Origin of the sequence: Neobacillus muris (assembly GCF_943193175.1) — a bacterium.
GTDB lineage: Bacteria > Bacillota > Bacilli > Bacillales > Cytobacillaceae > Neobacillus > Neobacillus muris.
This window is the reverse complement of the sequence record NZ_CALPDF010000041.1, coordinates 1-26,723: the sequence shown is the minus strand read 5'-3', so window position 1 is coordinate 26,723 and position 26,723 is coordinate 1. Positions and strand designations below refer to the sequence as shown.

28 protein-coding genes are annotated in these 26,723 nt (G+C 44.7%); 2 read left to right on the top strand and 26 right to left on the bottom strand.

The window, feature by feature from the left end; translation table 11 throughout:
* Positions 1–41: 41 nt before the first annotated feature.
* From NFS43_RS19880 to NFS43_RS19865, 4 genes are read right to left on the bottom strand one after another with little or no spacing between them, the layout of a single operon-like run.
* Positions 42–2,195 carry a HAMP domain-containing methyl-accepting chemotaxis protein gene (locus tag NFS43_RS19880; RefSeq protein ID WP_277613981.1) on the bottom strand — a complete coding sequence of 718 codons (2,154 nt, stop codon included), beginning with the start codon at positions 2,193–2,195 and terminating at the stop codon, positions 42–44.
* A 39-nt stretch (positions 2,196–2,234) separates the two neighbouring features.
* A complete protein-coding gene (locus NFS43_RS19875; protein ID WP_251554545.1) occupies positions 2,235–2,702 on the bottom strand; it encodes a chemotaxis protein CheW in 468 nt (155 codons plus the stop codon).
* A gap of 41 nt (positions 2,703–2,743) precedes the next feature.
* Positions 2,744–3,166, bottom strand: coding sequence for a chemotaxis protein CheW (locus NFS43_RS19870; RefSeq protein WP_251554544.1), 423 nt, complete (start codon positions 3,164–3,166; stop codon positions 2,744–2,746).
* 21 nt (positions 3,167–3,187) lie between these two features.
* A complete protein-coding gene (locus NFS43_RS19865) occupies positions 3,188–5,206 on the bottom strand; it encodes a chemotaxis protein CheA (RefSeq protein ID WP_251554543.1) in 2,019 nt (672 codons plus the stop codon).
* Positions 5,207–5,506: 300 nt separating this feature from the next.
* On the opposite strand from NFS43_RS19865, the gene motA reads away from it, so the two are divergent.
* On the top strand, positions 5,507–6,298 hold the full coding sequence (gene motA, locus NFS43_RS19860) for a flagellar motor stator protein MotA (protein ID WP_251554541.1): 792 nt from the start codon (positions 5,507–5,509) through the stop codon (positions 6,296–6,298).
* A gap of 17 nt (positions 6,299–6,315) precedes the next feature.
* The gene (locus tag NFS43_RS19855; protein WP_251554540.1) at positions 6,316–7,065 is read left to right on the top strand and encodes an OmpA/MotB family protein; all 750 of its coding nucleotides are present in this window, start codon (positions 6,316–6,318) and stop codon (positions 7,063–7,065) included.
* Positions 7,066–7,280: 215 nt separating this feature from the next.
* Here NFS43_RS19855 and NFS43_RS19850 read toward each other — a convergent pair whose 3' ends face one another.
* The 22 genes from NFS43_RS19850 to NFS43_RS19750 all read right to left on the bottom strand — a co-directional run.
* Entirely contained in the window at positions 7,281–7,418 is a 138-nt protein-coding gene (locus NFS43_RS19850; RefSeq protein WP_251554539.1) for a hypothetical protein, read from the bottom strand.
* A 36-nt stretch (positions 7,419–7,454) separates the two neighbouring features.
* A complete protein-coding gene (locus NFS43_RS19845; protein ID WP_251554538.1) occupies positions 7,455–7,844 on the bottom strand; it encodes a TIGR03826 family flagellar region protein in 390 nt (129 codons plus the stop codon).
* Between the two features lie 32 nt (positions 7,845–7,876).
* The gene (locus NFS43_RS19840) at positions 7,877–8,239 is read right to left on the bottom strand and encodes a response regulator (RefSeq protein ID WP_251554537.1); all 363 of its coding nucleotides are present in this window, start codon (positions 8,237–8,239) and stop codon (positions 7,877–7,879) included.
* Between the two features lie 23 nt (positions 8,240–8,262).
* Positions 8,263–9,390 (bottom strand): flagellar motor switch phosphatase FliY, encoded by a 1,128-nt coding sequence (gene fliY / locus NFS43_RS19835; protein WP_251554536.1) that lies wholly within the window; start codon positions 9,388–9,390, stop codon positions 8,263–8,265.
* Positions 9,391–10,365, bottom strand: a complete 975-nt coding sequence (gene fliM, locus NFS43_RS19830) for a flagellar motor switch protein FliM (protein WP_251554535.1) — start codon at positions 10,363–10,365, stop codon at positions 9,391–9,393. It lies immediately after the preceding gene.
* A gap of 27 nt (positions 10,366–10,392) precedes the next feature.
* Positions 10,393–10,815, bottom strand: coding sequence for a flagellar basal body-associated FliL family protein (locus NFS43_RS19825; RefSeq protein WP_251554534.1), 423 nt, complete (start codon positions 10,813–10,815; stop codon positions 10,393–10,395).
* 21 nt (positions 10,816–10,836) lie between these two features.
* Positions 10,837–11,841, bottom strand: coding sequence for a flagellar hook-basal body complex protein (locus tag NFS43_RS19820; RefSeq protein ID WP_251554532.1), 1,005 nt, complete (start codon positions 11,839–11,841; stop codon positions 10,837–10,839).
* Positions 11,842–11,852: 11 nt separating this feature from the next.
* Positions 11,853–12,308, bottom strand: a complete 456-nt coding sequence (gene flgD, locus NFS43_RS19815; protein WP_251554531.1) for a flagellar hook assembly protein FlgD — start codon at positions 12,306–12,308, stop codon at positions 11,853–11,855.
* Between the two features lie 14 nt (positions 12,309–12,322).
* Positions 12,323–13,627, bottom strand: a complete 1,305-nt coding sequence (locus NFS43_RS19810) for a flagellar hook-length control protein FliK (protein ID WP_251554530.1) — start codon at positions 13,625–13,627, stop codon at positions 12,323–12,325.
* Between the two features lie 169 nt (positions 13,628–13,796).
* Positions 13,797–14,570 carry a magnesium transporter MgtE N-terminal domain-containing protein gene (locus tag NFS43_RS19805; protein ID WP_251554529.1) on the bottom strand — a complete coding sequence of 258 codons (774 nt, stop codon included), beginning with the start codon at positions 14,568–14,570 and terminating at the stop codon, positions 13,797–13,799.
* Between the two features lie 80 nt (positions 14,571–14,650).
* Positions 14,651–15,691 carry a protein-glutamate methylesterase/protein-glutamine glutaminase gene (locus NFS43_RS19800; RefSeq protein ID WP_251554528.1) on the bottom strand — a complete coding sequence of 347 codons (1,041 nt, stop codon included), beginning with the start codon at positions 15,689–15,691 and terminating at the stop codon, positions 14,651–14,653.
* Complete coding sequence (locus NFS43_RS19795) at positions 15,688–16,503, bottom strand: CheR family methyltransferase (RefSeq protein ID WP_251554527.1); 816 nt, start codon at positions 16,501–16,503, stop codon at positions 15,688–15,690. Before NFS43_RS19795 ends, NFS43_RS19800 begins: the two co-directional genes overlap by 4 nt.
* 683 nt (positions 16,504–17,186) lie before the next feature.
* The gene (locus NFS43_RS24465; RefSeq protein ID WP_277613980.1) at positions 17,187–17,309 is read right to left on the bottom strand and encodes a hypothetical protein; all 123 of its coding nucleotides are present in this window, start codon (positions 17,307–17,309) and stop codon (positions 17,187–17,189) included.
* A gap of 9 nt (positions 17,310–17,318) precedes the next feature.
* The gene (gene nuoN / locus NFS43_RS19790) at positions 17,319–18,833 is read right to left on the bottom strand and encodes an NADH-quinone oxidoreductase subunit NuoN (RefSeq protein WP_251554526.1); all 1,515 of its coding nucleotides are present in this window, start codon (positions 18,831–18,833) and stop codon (positions 17,319–17,321) included.
* A gap of 6 nt (positions 18,834–18,839) precedes the next feature.
* A complete protein-coding gene (locus tag NFS43_RS19785) occupies positions 18,840–20,345 on the bottom strand; it encodes an NADH-quinone oxidoreductase subunit M (RefSeq protein WP_251554525.1) in 1,506 nt (501 codons plus the stop codon).
* Positions 20,342–22,210, bottom strand: coding sequence for an NADH-quinone oxidoreductase subunit L (nuoL, locus tag NFS43_RS19780; RefSeq protein ID WP_251554524.1), 1,869 nt, complete (start codon positions 22,208–22,210; stop codon positions 20,342–20,344). The genes NFS43_RS19785 and nuoL overlap by 4 nt, the downstream gene beginning before the upstream one ends.
* 109 nt (positions 22,211–22,319) lie before the next feature.
* Entirely contained in the window at positions 22,320–22,634 is a 315-nt protein-coding gene (nuoK, locus tag NFS43_RS19775) for an NADH-quinone oxidoreductase subunit NuoK (protein ID WP_251554523.1), read from the bottom strand.
* Positions 22,631–23,149, bottom strand: a complete 519-nt coding sequence (locus NFS43_RS19770; RefSeq protein ID WP_251554522.1) for an NADH-quinone oxidoreductase subunit J — start codon at positions 23,147–23,149, stop codon at positions 22,631–22,633. Before NFS43_RS19770 ends, nuoK begins: the two co-directional genes overlap by 4 nt.
* Complete coding sequence (gene nuoI / locus NFS43_RS19765) at positions 23,146–23,565, bottom strand: NADH-quinone oxidoreductase subunit NuoI (RefSeq protein WP_251554520.1); 420 nt, start codon at positions 23,563–23,565, stop codon at positions 23,146–23,148. Before nuoI ends, NFS43_RS19770 begins: the two co-directional genes overlap by 4 nt.
* Positions 23,566–23,625: 60 nt before the next feature.
* Positions 23,626–24,630, bottom strand: coding sequence for an NADH-quinone oxidoreductase subunit NuoH (nuoH, locus tag NFS43_RS19760; protein ID WP_251554519.1), 1,005 nt, complete (start codon positions 24,628–24,630; stop codon positions 23,626–23,628).
* Complete coding sequence (locus NFS43_RS19755; RefSeq protein WP_251554517.1) at positions 24,630–25,730, bottom strand: NADH-quinone oxidoreductase subunit D; 1,101 nt, start codon at positions 25,728–25,730, stop codon at positions 24,630–24,632. Before NFS43_RS19755 ends, nuoH begins: the two co-directional genes overlap by 1 nt.
* 3 nt (positions 25,731–25,733) lie before the next feature.
* Positions 25,734–26,723: NADH-quinone oxidoreductase subunit C (locus NFS43_RS19750; protein WP_251554516.1), on the bottom strand; the 990-nt coding region annotated here is incomplete at its 5' end.

Below are 26,723 nucleotides of genomic sequence, written 5' to 3'. Positions count from 1 at the left end.
GAAACGCCTCCGCATCAAGCGAAAGCGTTTCTATCAAACAGCTATTTTAATTTTTCTATTTGCCGATTTACTCCAGTAATCGCCTGGATAACCACTTCAGCCTCTTTTGTTTCATTCTCGATGCTGTTATTTAGTGCTTCCGTTTGCTCGCGTACATGTTGCACTTCCTCGGCAATCGTTTCACCGTATTTTGCCTGGTCATTGGCGGCTTCCTTCATTTGTTGAACCATATCTCTAATGTTGTTTAGGTTGCTGACAATTTCATCTGCCGTCAGCGCTTGTTCCCTGGTCGCATTTGTCACTGAGCTGGATTGGTTTGTGACATTTGCGACCGCCGTAACAATGTCCTGGCCGTTCTTGGCCTGCTCGGCTGTTGCCTGCGAAATTTGCTGAACCTGATCCTTTGTATCCAGGATTCCTTTGACAATTTCTTGCGCCGTAATGGACTGTTCTTTTGTCGATTGTGTCATTTGCGCGGCTTGACTGGCGACATTTTTAACAGCGTCCGAGATCAAAGCGCCATGCTGATTTTGTTGTTCAGTCGCTTTGGCGATTTGGTTCATTTCTTCTGTCACTTGCTCAATGCCTTTAAAAATTTTCTGAATCGCATTATTCGTTTTATCTGCTAACTGATTGCCGGCCGCCACTTTATCGGCTCCATCATTAATCGCATGAATGGCCATACTGGTTTCATTTTGAATACCTGTAATTAATCCAGCGATTTCTTTTGTGGCCGCTGCACTTCTTTCTGCCAGTTTTCTTACTTCATCCGCTACAACAGCAAAGCCTTTCCCGTGTTCACCTGCTCGTGCTGCTTCGATCGTGGCATTAAGAGCTAACAGATTCGTTTGTTCGGCAATTTCATCAATAACTTTTATTATGCTGCCGATTTCTTTAGAGCTTTTCCCTAATTTGACCATGACATCACTTGTTTGGCCGATGACGTTTGATATTTCGCCCATTCCTGTCAGTGTTTCATTGACAGCCACAATCCCATCTCTTGCATCATTTTGCACCTGAAGGCTTAGTTCGCTCACTGTCTGCGAGCTGCCGGCTACCTGCTGCACCGACGCTACCATCTCTTGGACAGATTGCGAAGCTTCCTCAGCCGTCACCAAAAGATTGTCCGCACTGGCAGAAACCCCCTCAATCGATTGGCTCATTTCTTCAATAGCAGCTGAGATTTCTTCGACACTAGCCCCTACATTTCCAGCATTCCCAGCAACCTGTTCAACAGAGGCCATCATTTCTTGGATGGCGGAAGAGGTTTCTTCTGCAGAAGCCGCTAGTTTATCGGCATTACCGGCAACCACGTTGATTGATTTGCTCATTTCCTCCACTGCGGCTGAAATTTCATCTACACCGGATGAGGTAACATTGGTATTGGCCGCTGTCTGTTGGATAGAAGAAACAATATCCTTCACAGAATCGCTTGTTTTATTCATGGAAGCATCCAATTCTTTAGCACTTACGGCGTTTTGCTCAATGGATTTTCTAATTTCCGCAATCGATTCAGTTGTCGATTCTGCGTTATCAACAACCCCTGCCACTGTGCGGCGAATCGTTCGAGTAATAAAGAACGAAATGGTAATACCCAACAAGACAGAGATAATCGAGACAATAAGAATGACTAGCTTGCTGAGGTCAGCATTATTAGCCGCTTCATCGGTCAGATTTTTCAAATTCTGCTCGCGGTCTTTTTGGATATCCGCTAATTCCTGATAGGCCTGTTCACCGATTTCTCCCATTTCATCAAATATTTCGCTAAAGCCTTCCATATCGTTCTCGCGTGACCGATTGAGAGCCGTTGGAATCTTTTTTTGATATTCATAGAATAGATCAGCAAACTTATCCAAGTGTTTTTGGTTTTTCTCTAGGACAATTAATTTATCAAATACAGTTAATTCTTTATTTAGACTGTCAATTTCCTTGTTTATCGTGATTTCAGCCGCATCCATCTTTTCATCGTTGGGAGCCATTCCATGTTTGGCTACATATAACCGAACTTTGCTAAAACTGTTGTTCAGCTTTCCAATTTCTTTTACCTTAACCACTTCTTTATCGGAAATGTCATTAATCGACTCGGATAATCGGTTTAAATTTAAATAAGACATTATACTGATAATGAGCAGCAATACTAATACTGTCATAAAGCTGGCCCATAATTTTGTTGTCATTGTGATGTGTTTAAACATGTTGCCTATTCTCCATTTCTAGATGTAAAATTTTTTCCACTATAATGCTTCTGTCATTTCTTTTAGCTCATCTAAATTCGTCGTGTCTTCCAAAAGTTTTTCAATCTCTAACAAAATTAGTAGGCGTTCGCCAAGTTTAGAAATTCCGATTAAATAGGAAATTTCCCTTGTTTGCAATAGATTCGGCTGTTGAATCGTATCAGCAGGTATATTCAACACATCTGTAGCTGCATCCACTACTAAGCCAACGGTTTTATTCTCCACCTGGACAATAACTATTCGGGTATCATCAGTTGGCTGCAGTTCCACACCGGTTAACGCGGCACGCAGATCCACAACCGGTGTGACCACATCTCGTACGGTAGTCACACCGAGGACATGGGGCGCCCGTTTTGGATAAGAGGTAATTGGCTGCATCCGTTCTATCGAGACGACTTGGTTGATGTTTACCCCATACTCCTCCTGGCCAACTTTAAATATGAGCATTTTATAATCCTGCTTAGACATACAATCTCCTCTTTTTCAGAAAAAATTTTTAGGAGGCTTGCTTAGACAGCCCCCGTTTTCATTAGTTCTTCCAATTTTAATAGAATGATCAGCCGCCCAGCGACTTTCGCCACCCCGTCAAAATAGGCAGAATCAAAACTGCTGGCTGCCGCTTCAATTGAATCAGCGGCAATGTCAATGACATCATTTGTTTGATCGACAATCATGCCTAATTCAATCTCCTCAAGTTTCGTAATAATAACACGTGACATGTCAGTAAACTCGGTATGGCCCAGTCCGAGCTTGTTCTTAAGATCAATCACCGGTGTCACATTACCGCGAAGATTGATGACACCCTTCACGTACACAGGCGCGTTGGGAACCCGCGTGATATGCTCGATCCGTTCAATGGACTGAATGCAATTGATGTCTAGCCCATATTCTTCTTCCCCTAATTTAAATGCAACAATCTTGGAAAATTCCATGGTTTACGTTTTCACCCTTTCCTATTTTATGAATTGATTGGAATCGATTATTAATGCAACCTCTCCATTTCCAAGAATGGTTGCTCCTGAAATGGCAAACAGATTGGTTAAAAAGCCGCCCAATGATTTTAATACAACCTCTTGCTGTCCAAGTACGGAATCTACTACCAGCCCAACCGTTTTATCCCCCTTGCGGACAATGACGACAAAAAGCTGCTCCTTTTCATTGGCTTCCTCAATAGGCGGTACTTGGTACACCTCGTTCAAGTAAACTAAAGGAACCACCTGGCCTCTAAACTGGATGACTTTTTGACCATACAGGGTAGAGACTTGATCGCTGGATAGATTAGTGATTTCCACAATCGAGTTAAACGGAATGGCGTAGGTCTCATCCTCCACTTTGACCAGCATGGCATAAATAATCGATAACGTCAGCGGCAGCTGGATTCGGAAAGTGGAGCCTTCGCCAAGTTTAGAATCAATGGTAATCACTCCGCCGAGTGACTCAATTTTTGTTTTTACGACATCCAGACCAACGCCGCGGCCGGAGATATCGGAAATTTTATCAGCTGTACTAAATCCTGACGAGAAAAGCAGCTCAAAGACTTGCGAGTCGGTAAGTGTTTTGGCATCTTCTTGCGTGACAACGCTGCGCTCGATGGCCTTGTTCAAAACTTTTTCACGATTAATCCCTTTACCATCATCCTTCACTTCAATGAAAACATGATTTCCGCCGTGGTAGGCTTTTAGTAAAATCAGCCCTTCCTCCGGTTTGCTGCTGGCTAATCGTTCTTCCGTTGATTCCAGGCCATGGTCCAAGGCATTGCGAAGCAAATGCACCAGCGGGTCGCCTATCTCATCAATGACCGTCCGGTCCAATTCGGTTTCTGCTCCTTCTACCACCAATTGAACCTTCTTATTCAATTCCTTGGCAAGGTCACGGACCATCCGCGGGAATCGGTTAAATACCTGCTCAACCGGAACCATCCGCATATTTAAGATCAATCCTTGCAGATCAGTGGATATCCGGGACATATGCTCGACTGTTTCAGTCAGCTCCGGCAGCTGAGAACCTCTGGAGATTTGTTCGAGCCGTCCACGGTCGATAATCAATTCACTAAACAGGTTCATCAATTGATCTAATTTGTCAATGTCCACACGGATTGATTTTGACCGATGCTTTTTCTTGGCTGTATCGGGCTCTTCTTTTTCCTTTTGCTGCCCTTCCGTTTGTTTTGCGATGACTTTGGTTTCCTTTGAGACTTGAGGCAACGGGTGGACTTCTTGGTTCCACTTTTCTGAAACAATGACCTCTCTTACTTCGGTAATATTGCTGATTTGAACTTGAAGTTCCCGTGCATCCCGATCCGTTATGACCAGCATGGTGAAGGATAAACCAAACTTTTCTTCTTCAATTTCTTCAACAGAAGGATTGGTTTGAATAATATCCCCATTTTCCTCGGCCGCTTGAAAAATCATATAGGCACGTACTGATTTCATGGTGCATTTTTCATCCAAAGTTACAGTAACTTCGTATACGTTCTTTCCGGTCTCACGTGCCTGGGCAATGACTGATGCTTGGAACTCATCAATTTCCAGCGCCTGAGATTCTGCCGTGGTTTTACTCACAGATTCAGATTCTTCAGCAGTTGGTTCCATCGTCGGATTTTGGATCTGCCCTAATCTCATCACCACTTCTGACACGTCTTCTTTTCCATCGCCGCCTTGCTCAATACTATCGACCATTTTTTCTATTAAATCGACACATGTAAAAATGACATCCATCATTTCGGAAGTAATGGCCAACTTGCCGTTTCGTACTAAATCCAAAACGTTTTCCATTTGGTGGGTCAATGAGGCCAAATCGTCGTACCCCATTGACCCTGCCATGCCCTTAAGGGTATGGGCAGATCGGAAAATTTCATGGACGATACCAATATCATCCGGTTCTGTTTCCAATTTCAATAATTGATCATTTATTGCTTGCAGGTGGTCCTTCGATTCTTCAATAAACATTTCTAAGTAGCCGCTTAAATCCATGTCAAACTCCCCTCACTTATTTGCAATGAACACTTGCACCCTTTTTAGATGCAATAGTGGGTAACTCGTTTCTTCAATCAAAATGAATGGGCCTTGGACCAACTAGGTCTCTAGCACTAGATGATAACCCTTTTTTAGGTATTATCGGTTGAGTTTTGCGCTAGTTTAATAGTATTTGATTATTTTTGATAAATAATCTTTTCCATCAAACAAACAGTTGTTTTCCTAATTTTTATCAAATAAAATAAAAATATATGAAAATTACAAGTATAAGACTGTATATATAGAGGAGGAATTTTCATGAAAGAACCTTCTACACTTGTAGGTATAGTGTTAGCATTAGTTGCTGTTGGCGTAGGCATGGTCTTAAAAGGGGCATCCCTTATTTCATTGGTTAATAACCCCGCCGCCTATTTAATTATATTTGGCGGAACGATTGCAGCCCTATTTGTCAGCTTCCCAATGACAGAGATTAAAAAGGTTCCTAAATTATTTAAAATTATCTTTGGCGGCGGCAAAAAACTTCCGACTAAGTCTGAAGTGATTGACATGTTTACCAATTGGGCCACATTGGCTAGAAAAGAAGGATTGCTAGGGTTAGAGAGTGAAATCCCTAATATTGAAGATCCTTTCCTAAGACAGGGGATGGAGTTGATTATCGATACTACTGATTCTGATTTTGCCAATGATGTTTTATTAGAAAAAATTAGTGCGATGCAAGAGCGTCACCGTAAGGGTGCATTGATTTTTTCACAGGCCGGGACTTATGCACCAACTCTTGGAGTATTAGGAGCCGTTATTGGTCTTATTGCCGCTTTGGGGAATTTATCTGACATTGACAAACTGGGGCATTCCATTGCGGCAGCCTTTATTGCCACCTTGCTGGGGATTTTCACCGGTTATGTCTTATGGCATCCGATGAGTAATAAATTGAAGTTAATTTCTAGAAAAGAAATTGAAATTCGCCAAATTATGGTCGAAGGACTTTTGTCCCTGCAGGAGGGCATTAACAGCCGGCAGCTTGAGCATAAGTTAAATGTTTATCTGACTCCGGATGAATTGGCGAAGAAAGAATCTGAACAGGCAAACTAATATTGAGGAGGGTTCCCATGGCTAGAAGGAAAAAACATCTCGACAATCCGGAAGAAGATCATATTGATGAGTCATGGCTGATTCCTTATGCAGACTTGCTGACTCTTCTTCTCGCCTTATTTATTGTGTTATTTTCCATGAGGGCGGAAGATTCGGCGAAAGCCAATGCCGTTCTCGAGTCGCTCTATAATGCCTTTAATACGGTTTCAGTTTTCGATACAAACAGCGGTGGAAAAACACCGAGCGATAAAAGCACGGAAACGAATAAATCTCCCGTAGAGCAGCCTGCACCGGCAGATGAAACGGTAGATGCCAATGAAGAAAAAATTCAGGAATTGATGCAAAACTTGCAATCTTACATTAATAATAATCAATTGAATGCGGAAATCAGCTTGACAGACTTAGGGGAAGGCATTCAAATTACCCTAAAGGATCGAATTGTTTTCGATTCAGGAAGTGATCATCTGAAAGATAACTTTCTGCCGATTCTTGATGATATCTTCAGGATGATTAGTCCCATGGACAATTCGATTATTATTGAAGGACACACAGATGACCAGCCGATCCACAGTTCCAAGTTTCCTTCCAACTGGGAGCTGTCAGGTGCCCGTGCCTTGTCTGTCCTTCATTATTTCGAGGGTAAAGGAATTCCGGGAAGCCGGATGCAGTTTGCAGGGTTTGGAGATTCTAAACCGGTCGTAGCCAATGATACTCCTGAGAATCGAGAAACGAACCGACGAGTGAATATAATCATTCTTCGTAAATGATCTACCTAAGCTGCCCCCGTTATTGGGGACAGCTTTTTTATTGTGCAAATAGTGTGTACCAGTGCTGAATTTCTTCTGTGCCGGTAAGAAAGCAAAAAGCGCCGGTAAACCCTCCAAATCCGCTGGTAAGCCACCCGTTCTCGCCGATAAAAGAAAAAATGCCGAGAAAGATAACCTTTCTCGACAATCTTAAAGGACCCATAAAGAGTCCTTTGTTAAATACCATTCGCTAATATGGTTACTAAAGCGGAGAGAACCACTGTACCAGTCACAGAAATGGCATATATAATTACCTTCTTCCGCTTTTTTCTGATCATCACTTCTTCAGGCGTCAACCATAAACTCTTAGACATTCATTTCGATCCCCTTTAAAAATGAAAAGTTAAACCTTATATTCTTTCAGACATAACTCTTAAATAGCTTTTTTTCTCATCAACCGTTTTATTCAAATTATCAGCCAGCTGTTTAGCTGTCTCCGTACAGCTGGAACAAGTTCTTCCTTTGCGAATCTCTGTTCCGCATATTTCACAAGGGTATGTTAAATTAGGAAACTGGACAAGCATAATCCGACCGCTGAGAATAAACTGCCGAATTTGCGCAATCGATACCTCTGTAGCCTCACTTACCTCTTGAAGTGTACTACCTTTATGCTCCCGCAAATAACCCGAAACAGCCTGGAACTCCGTTTCTTGCTTTTGGTAGCATTCTTCACAAATATCCCTAATCTTTAGATAAAGCTTTTTACATCTCGGACAATTTCCCATCTTTGGCGAAGCCAAGAGTTACTCCCCCTTCTCGGTAAGCAAACTTATTAACCAGCTAATACTTTTTTAATGGACTCCATTACCCGGTCTGCCTGGAATGGTTTCACAATAAAATCTTTAGCACCAGCCTGGATGGCCTCCAATACCATTGGCTGCTGTCCCATCGCAGAGCACATAATCACCTTAGCCTGCGGGTAAGAGGCTTTAATTTGTTTTACAGCCGTAATGCCATCCATTTCGGGCATCGTGATATCCATGGTCACCACATCCGGCTGCAATTCACGATATTTTTCAACAGCTTCTACACCATTTACAGCTTCACCAATTACTTCAATTCCATTTTTCGTTAAAATATCCTTTAACATCATCCGCATAAATGCAGCATCATCTACAATTAATACTTTTGCCATCTTTATTCAATCCTCCAATATTCTTACATCGTCATTTTTGTTAAACGGTCAGCTTGGCTGACAATATCGGTAATCCGCACCCCGAAATTTTCCTCAATGACGACCACTTCACCTTTGGCAATCAGTTTGTTATTCGCCAAGATATCGACTGGTTCTCCTGCCAATTTATCAAGCTGGATCACAGAACCTGGTCCAAGTTCCAGCACCTTCCGAATTTGCATTTCCGTCCTGCCCAGTTCAACCGTGATTGATAATGGAATATCATATAATAAATCGATATTGCTTGGACTGCTTGAGGAAGCTTGTGGTACTGTATTGGAAAAATCAGTATATTCAACTTTCTGTACATTCGCCTGAACCGGAGCTTCCTTAGGTTTTTCCATGCTCATATCTGGGGAAGGTGAAGCATTTACTGCCATTTGGCTAGTTACAGGCTTGCTTGGTGCTTCTTCCATCTCTTCAATGACAGCCGAACCAGCTGCGGTTTGTCTTCCCGGATCTAGGATCTGTTGAATCATTTCCTTCGCAAAGGATAGCGGGATTAACTGAATCATATTGGAATCTATTAAATCGCCGACCTTTAATCGAAACAACACTTTTATAATAATATCATCCTGAAGATCCTCTAGATTATTGGGCGGATAATCCATTAAATCGATGGATGGCGGAGAAATATCCACTTTTTGATGCAGCATGGTTGACATGGATGTAGCTGCAGACCCCATCATTTGATTCATGGCTTCCTGTACGGCGCTTAAATGTAATTCTGAGATTTCATCATCTAATACCGCTCCGTCTCCGCCCATCATTAAATTAGCAATGATCTTTGCATCATTTTCTTTAATCATAAACAAGTTTTTGCCCCGTAATCCTACCGTATAATCGACATGAACAGCGACCTTCCGATCACTTTCCTCTTCATATAATCGATCTTGCTCAATGACGGAAAGTTTCGGGGTTGTGATTTCTACCCGTTGGTTTAATAGAGTTGATAGAGCGGTTGTCGAGCTTCCTAAAGAGATGTTTCCAATTTCACCTAAAGCATCTTTTTCCATTGGACTTAAAAAATCATCTATCTCCAGAGCTGTGTTTGAACTCGTTTGATTAAATAGCGCATTAATTTCCTCTTGTGATAATGAAGCCTCACTCATTTAACGCTCATCTCCTTCCGTTTGAACCTTATGATCAATTTGAACAGCATAATGGCCCTTTTGAATTCCAGGATTCCCTAGAAATCTAGTAAATTGCCCCACTTTTACCTGAAGCTTTCCGGCATCGATTCCTATTACATCACCCACCTGAAGATTTAATAGTTCTGAAACAGGCAGGGTTGCTCGTCCCAGTTCGGCTATGACTGGGACGTTTACTGCATCTATTTTTTTCTTTATCTTCTCTTCCTGTGAGACATTCGTTCGTGACATGGACGACAGCCATAAATGGGAAGACAGCTTCGGCAGCACCGGCTCCACAGTTAAATGCGGTAAACATAAGGTCATTCGGCCGCTGATTTCTCCAATGGTTGTATGGAGAACAATGATAATCACCGTATCATTTGGGGAGGCGAGTTGAAGAAATTGCGAATTGGACTCGATTGCTTCCCAATTGACGTTGATATTTTCAATATTTTCCCAGGCGTTTTTATAATAAGAAAATGCCTGGGAAAAAATTTTTTTCATAAGTACAGTTTCGATTTCCGTTAACGATCCGGTCCGTGTGGCGGGGTCCCCTTGTCCTCCTAGCAAACGTTCCAAAATGGCGTAAGCAACCTGTGGATTGATTTCCATTACCATTTTTCCGTCCATTGGCTTGACCTCAAAAACATTCAATATCGTTTTTGACGGAATCGATGCAATAAACTCATGATAGGTAACTTGGTCAACCAAATCGATTTCGATTTGAACAAATGTCCTAAGCTGCGCAGAGAGATAAGAAGTAAGTAAGCGTGTAAAATTTTCATGAATGCGCGTTATGCTGCGAAGCTGCTCTTTGGAATATCGCATAGCACGCTTAAAATCATATACCTTTACATTTTCTTTTTTCTCCGTCATTTCGGATGCTTGCAGCTCGCCACTGTGAATGGCCGATAATAGGGCATCGATTTCTTGTTGCGATAGTACATCAGCCAACGGTTATCCCCCTAACTCTTCCTTGAGTTATTGAATCATTTTATTTGTTGTATAGATATGGACGATTTTTCCGTCCTGCATCAGTTCGTTTAATTCAGTCTGCATATTGTTTTCAAATTGCGCCATTCCGTCTGGGCTTTTGACTTGCTCTTCATTCATCGCAGACATTAAGCGAATCGCAATATTGGTTATTTGAAATTGGCGATTCTCCAGTTCTTCCTTCGCTTTCTTGGAGCTGGTTTCAATCTTGAATTTTAGTTGAATATATCCACCAGAACTCAAATTGGTGGTCATTGGTTCTGTTTCAACTATCCGCGCCACAATTTCATCTGCTGATAGCTTTTCTGGCTCTTTTTTCCCTGTGAATTTTGATAGGGCAAACCATGTTCCGCCAAGCAGGATCATCGCTGCTATGACAATCAGCAAAATTGATTTTAATCTGGATTTCATGTTAACCCCTGCCCTGATAGTTTATCGTTTTAAGTTGACGATTTCTTCTAAGATGGAATCAGAGGTAGTAATAGTTCTGGCATTGGCCTGGAAGCCGCGCTGTGCCACAATCATCTCCGTGAATTCTTCCGTTAGATCGACGTTTGACATTTCAAGAATACCTGAGTTAATTTGACCGCCTTTATTGTTCTCAATCCTGTCAATATTAGGTTCCCCAGAGTTTCCAGTATCCAGAAACATCGTATTCCCTATTTTTTCCAATCCACCCGGGTTTGTAACAACCGCCGTCGCTAATGACACATTCTCATTATCGTTTCCAAGACTATCGTTTAGATAGAAAAGGCCGTAATAAGGACTATTCTGGTCCCTTACCATTGCAAGCTTTCCGCTTCTGCCATTTTCATCGACTACGTTAACGTATCCATTCGTATCAATCGAATAGGATGTGAATTTAGTAGGCTCTATATCCCTTCCAAATTCATCTTTAAGGACGTTACCGTCTGCATCCCGATTACTTATTTCATCGACTGAGATATTAATTGGATATTGATGTTGAATTGGCATTGCTCCTGCCGCAGCAGCTTCTTCTGTAGGATACTCAACAGTGATTCCCTGTACGAAGAATCCGTTTGAATTTACAAGATTACCACTTGCATCCAGGCTGAAGTTACCAGCTTTAGTTAAATAGTTGCCGCCACTGCCTGACTGTGGAGTAACCACAAAGAATGCATCTCCATCAATGGCCAAATCGGACCCGACATTCGTCGTCATAGGACTCCCTGGTGTAAAAACTGTATCAATCGAAGCAATTTTCGTCCCCAATCCTACTTGTTTTGGATTGACTCCGCCGCTTTGAGCAGTCGGGGCGCTGGCACCAGCAATATTTTGATTAATAATATCCTGAAACATCACGCGGCTCTTTTTGAAACCGACCGTATTCACGTTAGCAACGTTATTTCCAATTACATCGAGTTTAGTTTGAAACCCCTTCATTCCTGAGATTCCAGAGTAAAGTGACTTTAACATCGTATTTCCTCCTACGCTTGGTTAGCTGAATTAGTTGAATCCGTTGCTGCCAGTTTAATTTCCGTTACATTTTCCATAGGCACTTTTTCATTCCCTACCAGATAAAAATAACTTCCATTTTGGGTGGATATTCCGGTGATTACACCAGATTGTGAAATGCTTGAATTAGCCGGTGTCCATGTAACTTGCTTCCCAATGGCCGCCGCATACTGCCCCATCTGATTATTCGCGAATTTACTAAATGAAGTATTGAGATTGGTCATCTGCTCTAATGAACTAAAAGTAGCCATTTGTGCAATAAAATCCTTATCCTGGAGAGGACTGGAAGGATCTTGATTAGAAAGCTGGGTTATCAGGATTTTTAGAAATTCATCTTTCCCCAAATTGCTTTTTTCCTCAAAGGATTTCGTATTAGTAAAGATCGAACTGTTTTGGCCAACAGTCGAAATATCCGTCCACATTGCCATAGCCCTTCTCCTTTCTATGCGGTAAAATCAATTTGCGATGCTGTCCGTAGAGCACTTCCTCCATATGTAACCGCTATGGATTCATTCTGCTCGGTTCCAAACTTTTCTCTATGTTTCTTGATATCTTCCTCGTATGTATGGTTCTGCCGCTGTCCTGAACTAGAGCTAAAACCACCTTGAGAAAAAGATAAGGCTGCTTGATTGGTTTGCAGGGGTTGGGAATTATTGTAAATAATCTCCAGCCTTTGAATCTGGAGTCCCTGCTGCTGCATCGCCTGCCTCAATTGCTGTAACTGTCCTTCTAAAACGTCCTTTGCTGCAGAAGTGTCTGTAACGATCTGGGCAGATACCTGTCCTTGTTCTGAAAGGATCTTAATTTGGATATCACCTAAATGCTCTGGAGATAACGAAAGTGTTGCCACAGTTCCGCCGGACCTGTTATCGGTCAGTTTCATATAGCGGTCGAACCACTCACTGACTTCCGGTACAAATTGTGAAACAGGAAGCGGCGATGTTGGCGGGGCCGCTGCTGGTGCCGTGTTCCTCTCATGTGTTCCTGAGAGCGGCTGATTAACGATTAATGTCGGTTCCTCTTTATCGGTTACTACCAATTCCTGAACAGCGTCTTCATCCGTTATTGGCAGTGCAAATTGTGATTCATCCGGACCAAGTTCCAAAAAGGGAACTGAACTATTTAATGGCTTTACTTCCAAACTGCCTATTAGTTGCTGCATTTTTTCCGCTAAGTCGGTAGGAATTCCTAATTGTGATTGATTATCTAGAAGCTTGTTTATGATGTTTTCCATATTGTTGTTGTCTCGACTTTGGGACGACTTAATTAGAAGATTTTTCTCATCTAACTTTTGCAAAAATGACTCCAGTGTCTCCCCAATTGCCTCAGGCAGTAAACTCACTTGCCGTTGAACACTAGAAGGATCAACCTTTAAAGAATTTGTCTCAACGTTCTGCATGATCATCTGGTTTAAAGGTAAATAACCGGTTTCTGTAGTCACTACTTCATTTTGTGTAACCAAAGGATTTGAAACCTGCTGAATCATTGACAAAATAGCTGTTAACAAATCGTCAAGTTCTTTCCAATCTTCCTCCGTCATTTCAACCGTATCAGCCAGTTCAAAGCCTTCCTCCGCAGTGGATTCCTGATTCGTTACGGACTGTTTTTGCCCCATTGATGCAAACTTTGCTAGTATTTGACCAAAGGAAGTACCTTCTATATTCTGACTTTGTGTCTCTCCTTTGGAAGAAATGCCATCCAATTTGTTAGTTTGAATGTTTTTGATGAAAATTTGATTGATATCCAACCAGAGTACCTCCCTTCACTCGGACACCGTAGCATATATACTATTATTATACTTAACTCCGTTTTGTAAGTCATGGCTTTTTTGATAACTATCAAAAATTTTCGTATTATTTTTATATGTTTTTTGATGGAATCCTATCTAGTTTTTCCCATAGTCATTTACAGCTGAGTTATTTCATTTGTGAAACAATCCATCCTGCTGTTTGGGGATCCAATTTCGTTATGACCTGAGAAGCTGTATTCGGGTCCAGCCGTTTTATTTGTCTTAAAACTTCATTTTGGTCCTTTATGCCACTAAGGACCAAAGCTATTTGCTCCGGTGTCATATGCTGATAAAGTTGGACAGCAGACTGTGTTCCGTTCGCTTCCTGATAGCCATCTTCAAGCGCTACCGCCCACGAGGCCGCTTTCTCAGCGGGCAATTCCTCAAGAATGGCTGTTTGAACATCCTGCTCCAATTTCTTTAGACTGTTAATGGCATCTTTCTCCGTCATGTTACTAAGCAGGTCAGCCGCACTGTTCGGATCCATATTGGTCAACGATGCCGTAAGCACAGAGGGTGGGGCTGTTACTTCTTGAACGTTTTCCTCCCCGTTCTCTGCTACAACCGTCTCAGGATTGGAAACATCCTTTACTGACTCTGGACTATCAGAAACGGTCTGACTCTTTTCAGCAGTATCTGCCGTGTCCTTTTTATCTGCTGCCTTTGCCACTGTTTTTTCTTTTTCTTCCGATTTTAAAATCGATGCAATCAAAGGCTGCGTATGATCCTGAACCCACTTTATTTGAGTCTGCACCTTCACTCCTGCAAAGTGCAAAATAACCATACCCAAAACAAGGGTGTATAGAAGGGGCAATACGCCTAGGAGGACCAATTTGGAAAAAAAACCCGGATTCTTGCTTGCATCCTTCTTTAGACTTTCCTTTTCTTCAGTTGATGGCACTTTTCATTCCCCCCTCATCGTAAGTAGTATGCTATCTATCTTTTAACTAAAATGTCCACCAAAATGGTGGACTATATCGATTAAATAACGGAGATGATTTCCTGATACATTCTCTGCAGTATAAATTGCTGGTCCGCATAGCCCGCTTCAAGAACCGCTTTCGGCATCCCGTAGACAATACATGATTCTTCCGCTTCAACAAAAACTTGGCCGCCATATTTTTTTACCAAACCGCATCCCTGCATGCCATCTACTCCCATGCCCGTCAGGATGACGGATAATAGGCGGTCACGAAAGATGGGAGCTGCGGAATGGAGAGTGATATCAACGGATGGCTTATACAAAGATTTTACCTCTTCTAGCTGTTCAACCTTAAACACAATGGTTCCATCCTGTTTTTGTTCAAACTGTGTTTGGTAGCCTGATGGGGCAATATAAATATTTCCCCGTTCAACCGATTGTCCATGCTGCGCCTCTTTCACGTTCAATTGGCACAACGTATTGAATCGTTCAGCCAACGGCTTGGTAAATCCCATAGGCATATGCTGAGCGACTACTACTGGCACTGGGAAGTCCCCTGGAAGATGGGGAAGAATGGTCTGCAAGGCAGACGGCCCGCCAGTTGAACATCCAATGAACACAAGATCAAATTGCTGTTTGGCTCTTTTTCTGACCACATTGGTGTGGCGCCGTGGCGCTGTTACCGCTGCCCGCGGCAGTTTTGCTTCCGCAATTCCTTTTAAGCGAAGCAGGAAATCTTGGACTTTATCATGATCGTCCCGCTCCTTTATTAAACTATCCTTTAAAAAGAAATCAACTGCTCCCTTTTCCAGAGCCTGAAGGGTCTCCTCCGCGCCTTCTCCAGTCCGTGAGCTTAGCATCACTACTGGAACAGGAGATTGTTTCATAATTTCCTCTAACGCCTGCAGACCATTCATCACTGGCATTTCCACATCCATGGTTACCAAATCCGGTTTAAGGCGCTGAACTTTTTCTACTGCCTCCAAGCCATTTCTGGCAATTCCAATTACAGAAAACTGCGGATCTTTTTCTAAAATTAAACTGATCGACCGTCTCATAAATGCCGAATCATCTACTACTAAAACGCCATATTGTCTCATTTTAGATCAAGTTCCTTTCGATAATAAAAAGTCTTTTCTGAATCTACTTTTTCAAAACCCATTCCCATATCTGTGATGGATTCTGCATGGCCAAGGAATAAGTATCCTCCAGGCACTAAGTTTTGGTGGAGATTATGGATGACCTTCTTGGTTGTTTGTTGATCAAAATAAATTAATACATTCCTGCAGAAGATGACATCCACCTGACCAATATGGCCTGCTTTCCCACTATCAAGAAGATTCAAATGCTTGAATTGCACCATATTTCTAGTGAAAGAATTCACCTGGTAACCGCCCTCGTTCTCTACGAAATATTTACGCATGAGGTTATCGGGTATTCTCCTGAAGGCAAACGACCCCTGGTGGTACCAGCCCTTCTCCGCCTTTTTTAGGACCTTTTTATCAATATCGGTTGCAATGATCTCTACTGAGCCTGGCAGGAACTGTCCTGTTTCCTGAATCAACATGGCTAGTGTATAGGGTTCCTCCCCGGTAGAGCAGGCAGCACTCCAAATCCTGATCGGCCGATTTCTTGGTTTGTTTTTTATTTGAGGCAGGACATTTAAGCAGCACTCATTTAATTGATTCTCTTCTCTATAAAAATAGGTTTCATTAATCGTTAAAAGTTCTACAAGCAAATCCCATTCTGCAGGTGTTGTCCTCAAGTAACCACAGTATTCCCAGAAGGATAATCCCAACTCTTTTACTCGTTTGGATATGCGATCTTTTAAAACAGATAATCGATCACTATATCGCAAACCGCAATAGTCATATACCATTTTACTTAATTCCAATAATATGCTTTCTTCCATTACCAACTCCATCACACCTTGAATCAGGGGATAACTTTTTCGTGTTATCCCCCTTATTTTTAATTCTTTTAGAATAATTTTAGTTTCAAACTCTCCTTATTGTTTTTTCGGAATATACCAAAAGAAGTTTAATAGTAATTCGGCCCTTATCAGTAAAAAATAATTCCTAATAGATAATAAAAGTTCGAACAATTATGGTATTTTCGTAGAGTCTCAGTCTCTAAGACGATTTTTTTCAAAGTATTACCAATATATTTTTCACAAAAGAGACATATCTATATTTTAAAACTCCATACGGCTGCCTGGCTTTGGGAACGGAATCGTTCTTTTCAACGAAGTTTTCCCACTTTATTCGTTCTTTAATGAGAGACTTTTTTGTTACCGGCGCTTTCGACCCGTTTTCCGACAAAGTTCACATATTTTCCGGCACTTTTCACTACTTTACCGGCACTTTTCCCCCTCTTATCAACCGTTTCCCCTCTTTTACCGGCACTTCCCCTTTGTTTCCATTAAAATAAACACAAGCCGTATGGTCTCCTCCACGCTTTATGCTCGTGCAACGCGTAAGCTTTGCAAGCTTTCCCAGTGGAGCTAGACCATTCGCAAAGTCCAAATTTTTTATACTTATCGTAAAAAAAGAAGAGGTCCCCCAACCTCTTCTTTTTTGTATTAAACCCCTTATGTTAGAACCGTTCCAAATGCCAGGTCCGTTCGTAAAAATCTGGCACCGGACTTTGTTTCAATAGGCTGGCTGTTTTCCCCCCGAAACCAGCCAGCGGATGATTCCGATACGTTCTTTCCCCCAAAAGTTCGTATCAGGATCCAAAGAAATCATTCACAATGTCAAGATGATTGTTCATAAAGTCGAGTGCCAGGTTCGGCAGAAGTCCGAACAAGATCGAGCCTATAACCGCAACAATCAGGACGATGATGATTCCGAATGGAAGATTGAATTTACTTTCCTCATATGCCGGACGGAAGAACATCTGCGTCATCACGCCGAAATAATAGAAATATGACACAACCGTCGTCGCAATCATCACGGACGCTAGCACATAATGCGGCTCTCCCGCAAAAGCGCCGGCGAAAATATTTAATTTCCCAATAAAACCGGCCGTTCCAGGGAAACCTGCCAACGAGACGAGCAAAATGCCCATCGACACTGCCAGAACCGGTGACCGGCGATACAATCCTGCAAAATCAGCAATCTTGGTAGAGCCTGATTTTTCCGACACTACCTGGATGACAGCAAAAGCGCCAAGGTTCATCAGCAGGTAGGCAAGCAGGTAGAACCAGACAGAATAAAACATATTCGCCGACAACGACGTAACCGCCACTAATAAGTAACCAGCGTGGGCGATACTCGAGTAAGCAAACATCCGCTTGATGTCCGACTGCTTTAACGCCACCACGTTACCGATAATCATCGTCGCCCCCGCGACTACGGCAATATAATCCTGCATATTCATAATAATCGGCATCGAGCCCGGACCGTCGGAAGCGGCTGCGCCGAATACAGTTAACAACACCCGGATGACAATCACGAAACCAGCTGTTTTCGAAACCACACTCAAGAACGCGGTGACAGGTGTTGGAGCGCCCTGGTAGACGTCCGGTGCCCACATATGGAACGGAGCAGCGGCAATTTTAAAGGCTAACCCAATAAAGATCATCAAGAAGGCCAAACCGAGCAAATAGGCCTGCTGGCTGTCCGCCAGCGTCGACAGCTTCGACGCAATCGCCAGCAGATCGGTTGAACCGGCAATCCCATAGACATAGCTCATGCCGAACAGGGCAATTGCCGAGGAAATCCCGCCGTTGATGACGTATTTCATCGCTGACTCATTCGACTTCGAATCGAACTTCCGCATTCCCGCTAAAATATAAGAAGGAATCGATAATAATTCCAAGCCGACATAAAGCGTGATCAGATCGCCGCTTGATGTCATCACCATCGCACCAAGCAAGGCGGATAAGAAGATATAATAGAACTCCGCTTCGTACCGTTCCAGCCCAGCCTTCGTTTCATAGCTGATGGCTAACAGCATGACAAGTGCTGCTCCAACCAGCAGCAGCGCTTTAAACGCAACCGCAAAGCTGTCGACCCGAAACGTATTGTTCAAAATCATTTCGACCGCACCGCCCGCCATGCTGAGGGTGGAAATTAGTGCGGCAAAAATCGCCACGACCCCAATCCAGCCGAGAATTTTTCGGCTTAAGGTTTTCGGCATAAACAAGTCTAACAAAATGAGAATGGCAATAACCCCAAGGATGATGAACTCCGGCGTTAAAATGCTCCAGTTGATTGATTGAAATGTATCAGCACTCATCCTTCATCACCCTCCTAACCCAAGCAAGATAGTCTCAAGTGTGGCTTGAAGCGGCGCGCTGAGGACACTTGGGTAAACACCAATTAACACAATCAAGAACAATAACACAACAACCGGGATATACTCGACCCCTTTTAAGTCCATGACTCCGGCAAATTCACGGTGTGCCTGGCCAAATGTCATGCCCAGCACTGCACGGAGCAGGTAAGCGGCCGTCACGATAATGCCGATTGTACCTACAGCAGCCACCCATGGCAGTTCATTGAACAAGCCAAGGAATGCCATAAACTCACTGACGAAACCGGACATGCCCGGAAGTCCGAGTGAAGCCATCGCTCCCGCCAGCAGAAATCCTGCCGCTATCGGCATGCCTTTCGCCAGGCCGCCGAGGTTTTCGATCAAGGAGGTATCAGTCCGCTCGTACAAGGCACCCACTAAGAAGAACAGCAGCGCCGAAATTAATCCGTGCGAGATCACTTGGAAAATCGCCCCTTGGACACCCGCTTCGTTCATGGCCGCCAAACCAATCAAGACAATTCCCATGTGAGAAATCGATGAATAGGCCAGGACCATTTTGAAGTCGGTTTGAATGAAGGCTAAAAACGCGCCATAAAGCAGATTGATGACCCCAAGAATCGCCAGGAGCACAGCCAATTTTTCAAACTGCTCTGGAAAAATTCCCAGTCCAAAGCGAATCAATCCGTAGGCGCCAATTTTTAAAAGAATACCAGAGTGAATCATGACCACTCCCGGCGGCGCCTGTACGTGCACCTTCAGCATCCAGCTGTGCAGCGGGAAGATTGGTAGCTTCACCCCAAAAGCAATTAATAAAGCAATGAACAAGCCGAGCTTGAGATCGCCTGATAATGGCGCACTTGGATCTGCCATGATACTTTTTAAGATTTCAACATTAGTAGTTCCCGTTTTGGCAAACAGAATCATAATCACAATCAGCAGCACGGCTGATCCCAATCCGTTATAGATTAAGAAGCTGTAGGCTGCCTTTTCTTTTTCAAAATAACCCCACTTCCCGACCAAGAAGAACGTTGGAATCAGCGTAATTTCGAAAAATAAGAAGAACAGGATTAAGTTTTCCGCTGTGAACACGCCGAGCATGCCGGTTTCCAGCAACAGGAACAGCATGTAGTAGCCTTTCCATTCCTTCTTCACATATTTGGAAGCGATCGCTGCCAATGTGGCCACAACAGCGGTCAGAACGACCAATACCAGCTGAAAGCCGCTTAAGCCAAGCTCAAAATTGACGGAAAAATAAGGCTCTTCCGCGTTCATGCCGCGGAATTGAATCCAGTCATGCGACACGGCAAAATCCGCTAAATCCTTTCCCCACTTAAAGTGCAGGTAGGCCGCCAGCGCCAGTAATAGCGACGGCAGTGTGGCCAGGAAGCCGACCAGCTTGATCGGCTTTTCGGCCGTCTTCGGCATGAATGCCAGCACGAGAATACCTAACAGCGGGAATAATACAAGCAGCGTCAGTGCCCAACCTAAATTCATTGTAAATACCCCCCTGTTAATGCAAAGATGACACTAAGGATGGCCAGGCCGACAAAGGCAACGGCCACATAGGTTTGCACCTGTCCGGTCTGCAGCTTCGAGCCTGTGGCGCCGAGGCCTTGGACAAAGCCGGCCACTCCTTTGACAATCCCTTCGACAAGGAAGACATCTATGAATCTTAGGAAATAGCTAATGCCCTTCGTAACCGCCACCACGGTCATTTGATAAAATTCGTCGACATAATATTTGTTGTATAAAATCGAATGCAGCATATCGCCAGAGCCGCTGAGCCAGTTGCGGGACAAGCTCTTTTTGCCGTAGATCAGCCAAGCAAGATATATGCCTGCCAATGATACGACCGTGGCTGCAATCATAATCCAAACGGGCCCTTCCATATGGGCATGACCAAGCGCTTCGTTCCCGTCGACCAGCCAGTCGCCAAGGAATGAGCCAAACCATGGAGTGTTCACATACCCTGAGATCACCGCCAGGACGCCGAGCACCAGCATTGGCAGTGTCATGCTCGAAGGCGATTCATGAACAGTCTTTTGCCCGCCGCGGGCTTCACCGGTAAACACCATGAAGAACAGGCGGAACATATAGAAGGCCGTCATAAATGCTGCGATGAGCGCCAGCACAAACAGGATCGGATGTCCGCCTTCCCATGCGGCGACTAAAATCTCGTCTTTACTAAAGAAACCTGATAATAATGGGACTCCGCTGATGGCCAGTGTCCCGATCAAGAATAACGGCGCGGTCCATTTTAATTTTTTCCAAAGCCCGCCCATTTCCTCGATGTTCTGCGTATGCACCGCGTGAATCACGGAACCGGCGGCCAAGAATAACAATGCCTTGAAGAAGGCATGCGTCATCAGGTGGAACACGCCTGCCACATAGCCGGCAGAACCGAGCGCGAGCATCATGTAGCCCAATTGGCTGACCGTTGAGTAAGCGAGCACCCGTTTAATGTCCGTTTGCACCAAGCCGATGCTCGCGGCAAAAATCGCCGTAAAACCACCGATCGTGGCAACCGTCAATAGTGCCGTTTCACTGGCGGCAAACAGCGGGAACATCGTGGCCACCAAGTACACACCGGCTGCAACCATCGTCGCGGCGTGGATTAATGCCGACACTGGCGTCGGGCCTTCCATCGCATCCGGAAGCCAGGTGTGCAGCGGGAACTGGCCGGATTTGCCGATCGCCCCGATAAAGATCAGGATCGCGGTCAACGTAATCATCGTCTGTGAAATTCCGCCTGCCTCGACGCTTGCAAAAATTTTACTGTATTCAAACGAGCCCGTTTTCCAGAATAATAGGATCATGCCGATAAACAGGCCGACGTCGCCGATCCGGGTCATGATAAACGCCTTTTTCGCCGCAGCCTTGGCTTCATCCTTGTAAAAATAAAACCCGATCAACAAGAAGGAACCGAGACCGACCAGCTCCCAGAACATATAGGTTTGCAGCAGGTTCGGCGAAATCACCAATCCAAGCATGGCAAACGTAAATAATCCTAAATAAGCGTAGAATACCCCAAACCGCTCGTCCCCATGCATATAGCCCTTGGAGTAGGTATGTACTAAAAAACTCACGAGCGATACGATAAATAGCATTAATGCATTCAACTGATTGACTTCAAAACCCGCAGTCAGTGACACATCTCCTATCTGGAGCCACTCAAATGTTTTGATAAAGGTTGGCTCAGAAAAGCGCTCGAATAAAACCAAAATCGAGTAAACCAGCGATGCGAGCGTCATGAGAATCCCCACATAGGCGCCCGCCTCCTTTAATCGCTTGCCGAATAGAAGAAGGATCACAAAAGAAACAAGCGGGAAAAGCGGTATGAGCCATGCATTTTCCATCATCTTTCCCCCTCCGTGCCAGGCATTGCCCGAACGACTCGGACCTGCTTTGATGCCTGACACCATGGTTATGTGTCAATTTTTTCTCGCTTGGTGCTTGGCACCCGTAGATTTAATGTTTCAATTCGTCCATTTCGTCCACATGGACCGTTTTCTTTCTCTGATAGAGCGCCATGAGAATGGCCAGTCCTACAGCCGCCTCGGCAGCGGCAACTGCCATGGCAAACAGGGCAAACACCTGGCCGTCAATCGATGGGGCTGCCCCATATTTGCTGAAGGTGACGAGATTAATATTGACGGCATTCAGCATTAGTTCAATGGAAATTAACACGATGACCGTGTTTCTTTTTGTCAGCGCACCGTAAAGCCCGATGCAAAATAAAATCAATGCCAGTGCCAGAAAGGCTGAAGCGGGAATTGAGCTCATTCTTCCTCCGCCCCCTTCTCTTCACGTTTTGCTAAAATAATCGCGCCGATCAAAGCAACTAACAATAATACGGACACAAACTCAAACGGAATCAAATATTTGCTGTAAATGGCTTCCCCGATTTGGACCGGGTTATTTTCATGCAAGGTTGTCGGCACCTGCTCGATTGGGAAATTATAAATGCCGATGTAGACGGCAAGCCCGAATCCGACTACTCCAAGGAAAAGAAACGCCTTTCTCCATCTGCTCGTTTTTTCCTCACTATCATCGTAAGGCCGCGTCAGCATAATGCCAAACAGCATAATAATCGTGATCGCCCCGGAGTAGATCAGAATTTGGACGGCGGCGACAAATTCAGCCGAGAGCAGCACGTAAATTCCGGCAATGCTGATAAAGGTAAAAATCAGCGCGACGACCATGTGAACGACCTTGTTCAAGTTCAATAACAGGACACCGCCGATGATGGCCACCAGCGCCAGTGCCATAAATGCGAGAAACTCGCCGGTAAAGGTCATGGTTTGTTCACCTGCCGTATGTTTTCGTCGTTTTCATCCAAATATTCCAAGTTCTTAAATAACATATCGCGGCTGTACTCTGCCAGTTCAAAGTTATTGGTCATGACAATGGCTTCCGTCGGGCAAACCTCGGTACATAAATCACAAAGGATGCAAATCTCAAAATTAATGTCGTAGGTATCGATGACTTTCCCTTTTTTCGTTGGATCCGGATGTTTCTTGCCCGTTAACTGTATGCAGTCCGTCGGGCAGATATTGGCGCATTGATTGCAGACAATGCACTTTTCCGGATAAAACTTTTGAATGCCGCGGAACCGGTCCGGCAGCGGCAGCGGTTCGTTCGGATAATCATACGTAACCGGCTCCCGAGTCAGCTGCTTCAGGGTATACTTCAAACCTTTCGCTAATCCAAGCACGTCATTCACCCCTTTTAAAAATTCATCTTGTGTCTGCCCTAGTTGGACAGCACATATTTTTTAGAAAAATAACGATTTAATTAAGGCCGTTAACATGATATTGCCAATCGCGATTGGCATCAAGACTTTCCAGGCAAATTCCATCAGCTTGTCGGCGCGCATCCGCGGGAACGTGCTACGGAACCACAGATATATAAACAGCACGATCACAAATTTAAGCGCGAACCAGACTGAACCAGGGATAAAGCCCAAGAATCCAAACAATGGCAGCCAGCCGCCAAAGAATAGAACCGTGATTAACGCCGTCATCGCAAATAAATACACATACTCAGCCAGCATAAAGAAGGCCCAGCGGAAACCGGAGTATTCCGTGTGATAACCGGCAACGAGCTCTGACTCCGATTCCGGCAAGTCAAATGGGGTCCGGCTTAGTTCCGCCACAGAAGCGATCAGGAAGATGATAAATCCAATCGGCTGCAGTAGAATAAACCACGCTTTTTCTTGCGCATGGACTATATCGTTCAAGTTCAAGCTTCCAGTCAGCAGGATGACACCTAAAACCGACATGACGAGCGGAATTTCATAGGAGATCATCTGAGCGGTTGCCCGTGCGCCCCCAAGCAGGGAGTACTTGTTATTCGACGCCCAGCCGCCCAGCAGGATGCCGAATACCGTCAAACCGGAGATCGCTACATAATAGAGCAGCCCGACATTCAGGTCGGCAAACTGAAACCTGTCGGTGAATGGAATCGTCGCCAGCACCATAAATGATGGGGCAAAGGCAATCACCGGCGCCAGCAGGAATAATGGCTTATCCGCTACCTTCGGGATAATATCTTCTTTTAATAAAAGTTTTAATACGTCAGCAACGGTCTGGAGCAGTCCCAACCGGCCGCCGACTTGGTTCGGGCCGATCCGGTTCTGCATGAAGCCCATGACCTTCCGTTCGGCCAGGATGGAGAATGTTACAAAGCCCAAGATGATAAATAACAGAATGAGCCCTGTAATAAAGAAGAAGAGGAATTGTCCCCATCCCGGATTCGATTGCAGCAAATCTTGTACCATCAGCCATCCACCTCTCCAAGAACAATATCAATGGCGCCCAAAATGGTGACCATATTGGCGATATTTTCGCCTTTTAATAGCTTGGGAAGGATTTGCAGGTTGTAAAATGATGGCCTTCTAAATTTCAAGCGGTACGGCTCTTTCTTTCCGTCACTGTTAATATAACAGCCAATCTCGCCGCGCGGCGCTTCGATTCTGACAAAGGCTTCCCCTTTTGGCGCTTTAATGATTTTTGGCACCTTCGCTAAAATGGCGCCTTCCTGCGGGAACTGTTCGCAGGCTTGCTCGACAATTTTCAGCGATTCGCCGATTTCCGCAAGCCGGCACTGGTAACGTGCCCAGGCATCGCCTGTATCGCGGGTTGGAACCTCAAAGTCAAACCGGTCATAAATCGAATACGGTTCGTCTTTGCGAAGATCCCATTTTACGCCGGTGCAGCGAAGATTCGTTCCGCTCAGAGAGTAATTCAACGCATCTTCTTTTGTGTATTTTCCAATGCCTTTGACCCGGTTCAGGAAGATTTCGTTCCCGGTGACAAGGCTGTGATAGCCTTCGAGCTGCTTGCGCATATACGGAATGAAATCTTTCACTTTTTCGATCCAGCCCTCCGGCGCATCCCATTTGACGCCGCCGACGCGCATGTAGTTGTAGGTCAGCCGGCCGCCGGAAAGCTCGTTTAACAGATTGATAATCATTTCACGTTCACGGAACGCATAAATGAACGGCGAAGTTGCCCCAAGGTCGAGCAGGTAGGTGCCCCACCAAACGAGGTGGCTGGCAACCCGGTTCAGTTCCATGGCAATGACGCGCAAATATTCGGCACGCTCTGGCACCTGAATGTTCATCATCGTTTCCACTGCGTGGCAAATAACATAGTTGTTGGTCATCGCAGACAGATAATCCATCCGGTCTGTATATGGAATGATTTGAGTATATTGCAGGTTTTCCGCTATTTTTTCTGTCCCGCGGTGCAAATATCCGATGACCGGTGTAGCTTCGGTAATGATTTCTCCGTCAAGTTTGACCACCAGCCGGAACACCCCGTGTGTACTTGGATGCTGCGGGCCGACGTTTAGGACCATTTCTTCTGTTCTGATCACACTCTACACCTCCACATCATACGGCTCGTAATCTTTGCGCAGCGGATAGCCGACCCACTCTTCGCCAAGGAAAATCCTATGTAGGTTTGGATGTCCGGTAAACCGGATGCCCAGCAGATCGTAGGCTTCGCATTCCGGCCAGTCGGCTCCTGCCCATAATGGCTGCAAGGATTCGATGACGGGCTGATTCCGGTCGATCTTCACTTTCACCGCAACGGATTGCCGATTTTTGTATGAGTATAAGTGAACATATACTTCCATATGGGTTTCAAAGTCTGTTCCGTGCAGTTCTGACAGATAGTCAAATCCTAAGAGCTCATTGTATTTTAAAAATTGAGCCAGTTTTAAGTAGGATTCACGCTTCACGACAAGGGTCGGAACATCCTTCGATAGTTTATTAATATAAGAATCTTCTAAAACATCGGAACCCATGTTTTCTTCGATTACTTTCAAATATTTATCTAAATATGGCTGATTAGGTGAAGGCTTAGCCGGTTCTGAGGTTTCAGCTGCTGCCCCTTTTGCCGCACCGCCTGCTTTGGCTCTTGCTGCTGCCGCGGCGGCGGCTTTCGCTTTCGCTGCGGCGATGGCTTTTGCCTTTTCGTCTCCCCCGGCATCTGCTCCGTCTTCCCGGGATGCTTTGGCTTTCGCTGCGGCTGCCGCTTTGGCCTTGGCTTTTGCCGCTGCAGCGGCTTTCGCCTTGGCATCGTCACCGGCTTCGGCGGCTGGTTCGTCTGCTGCGGAGGTTCCGCCTGCTTGCTCCATAGCCTTGCGCTTGGCGGCTGCGGCGGCTTTCGCTTTGGCTACTGCGGCCGCTTTTTTCTTGGCCAGATCATCGGCATCCGTTGCTACCGCATCCGTTTCTGCGGCCGGTTCCTCATCGGCAATGCCTTCCCGTTTCTTTTTCGCCAGGGCTGCCGCTTTGGCTTTCGCTGCTGCCGCTGCCTTTTTCTTCGCTAAATCATCCGAGTCGGATCCGGCGGCTGGGTCTGC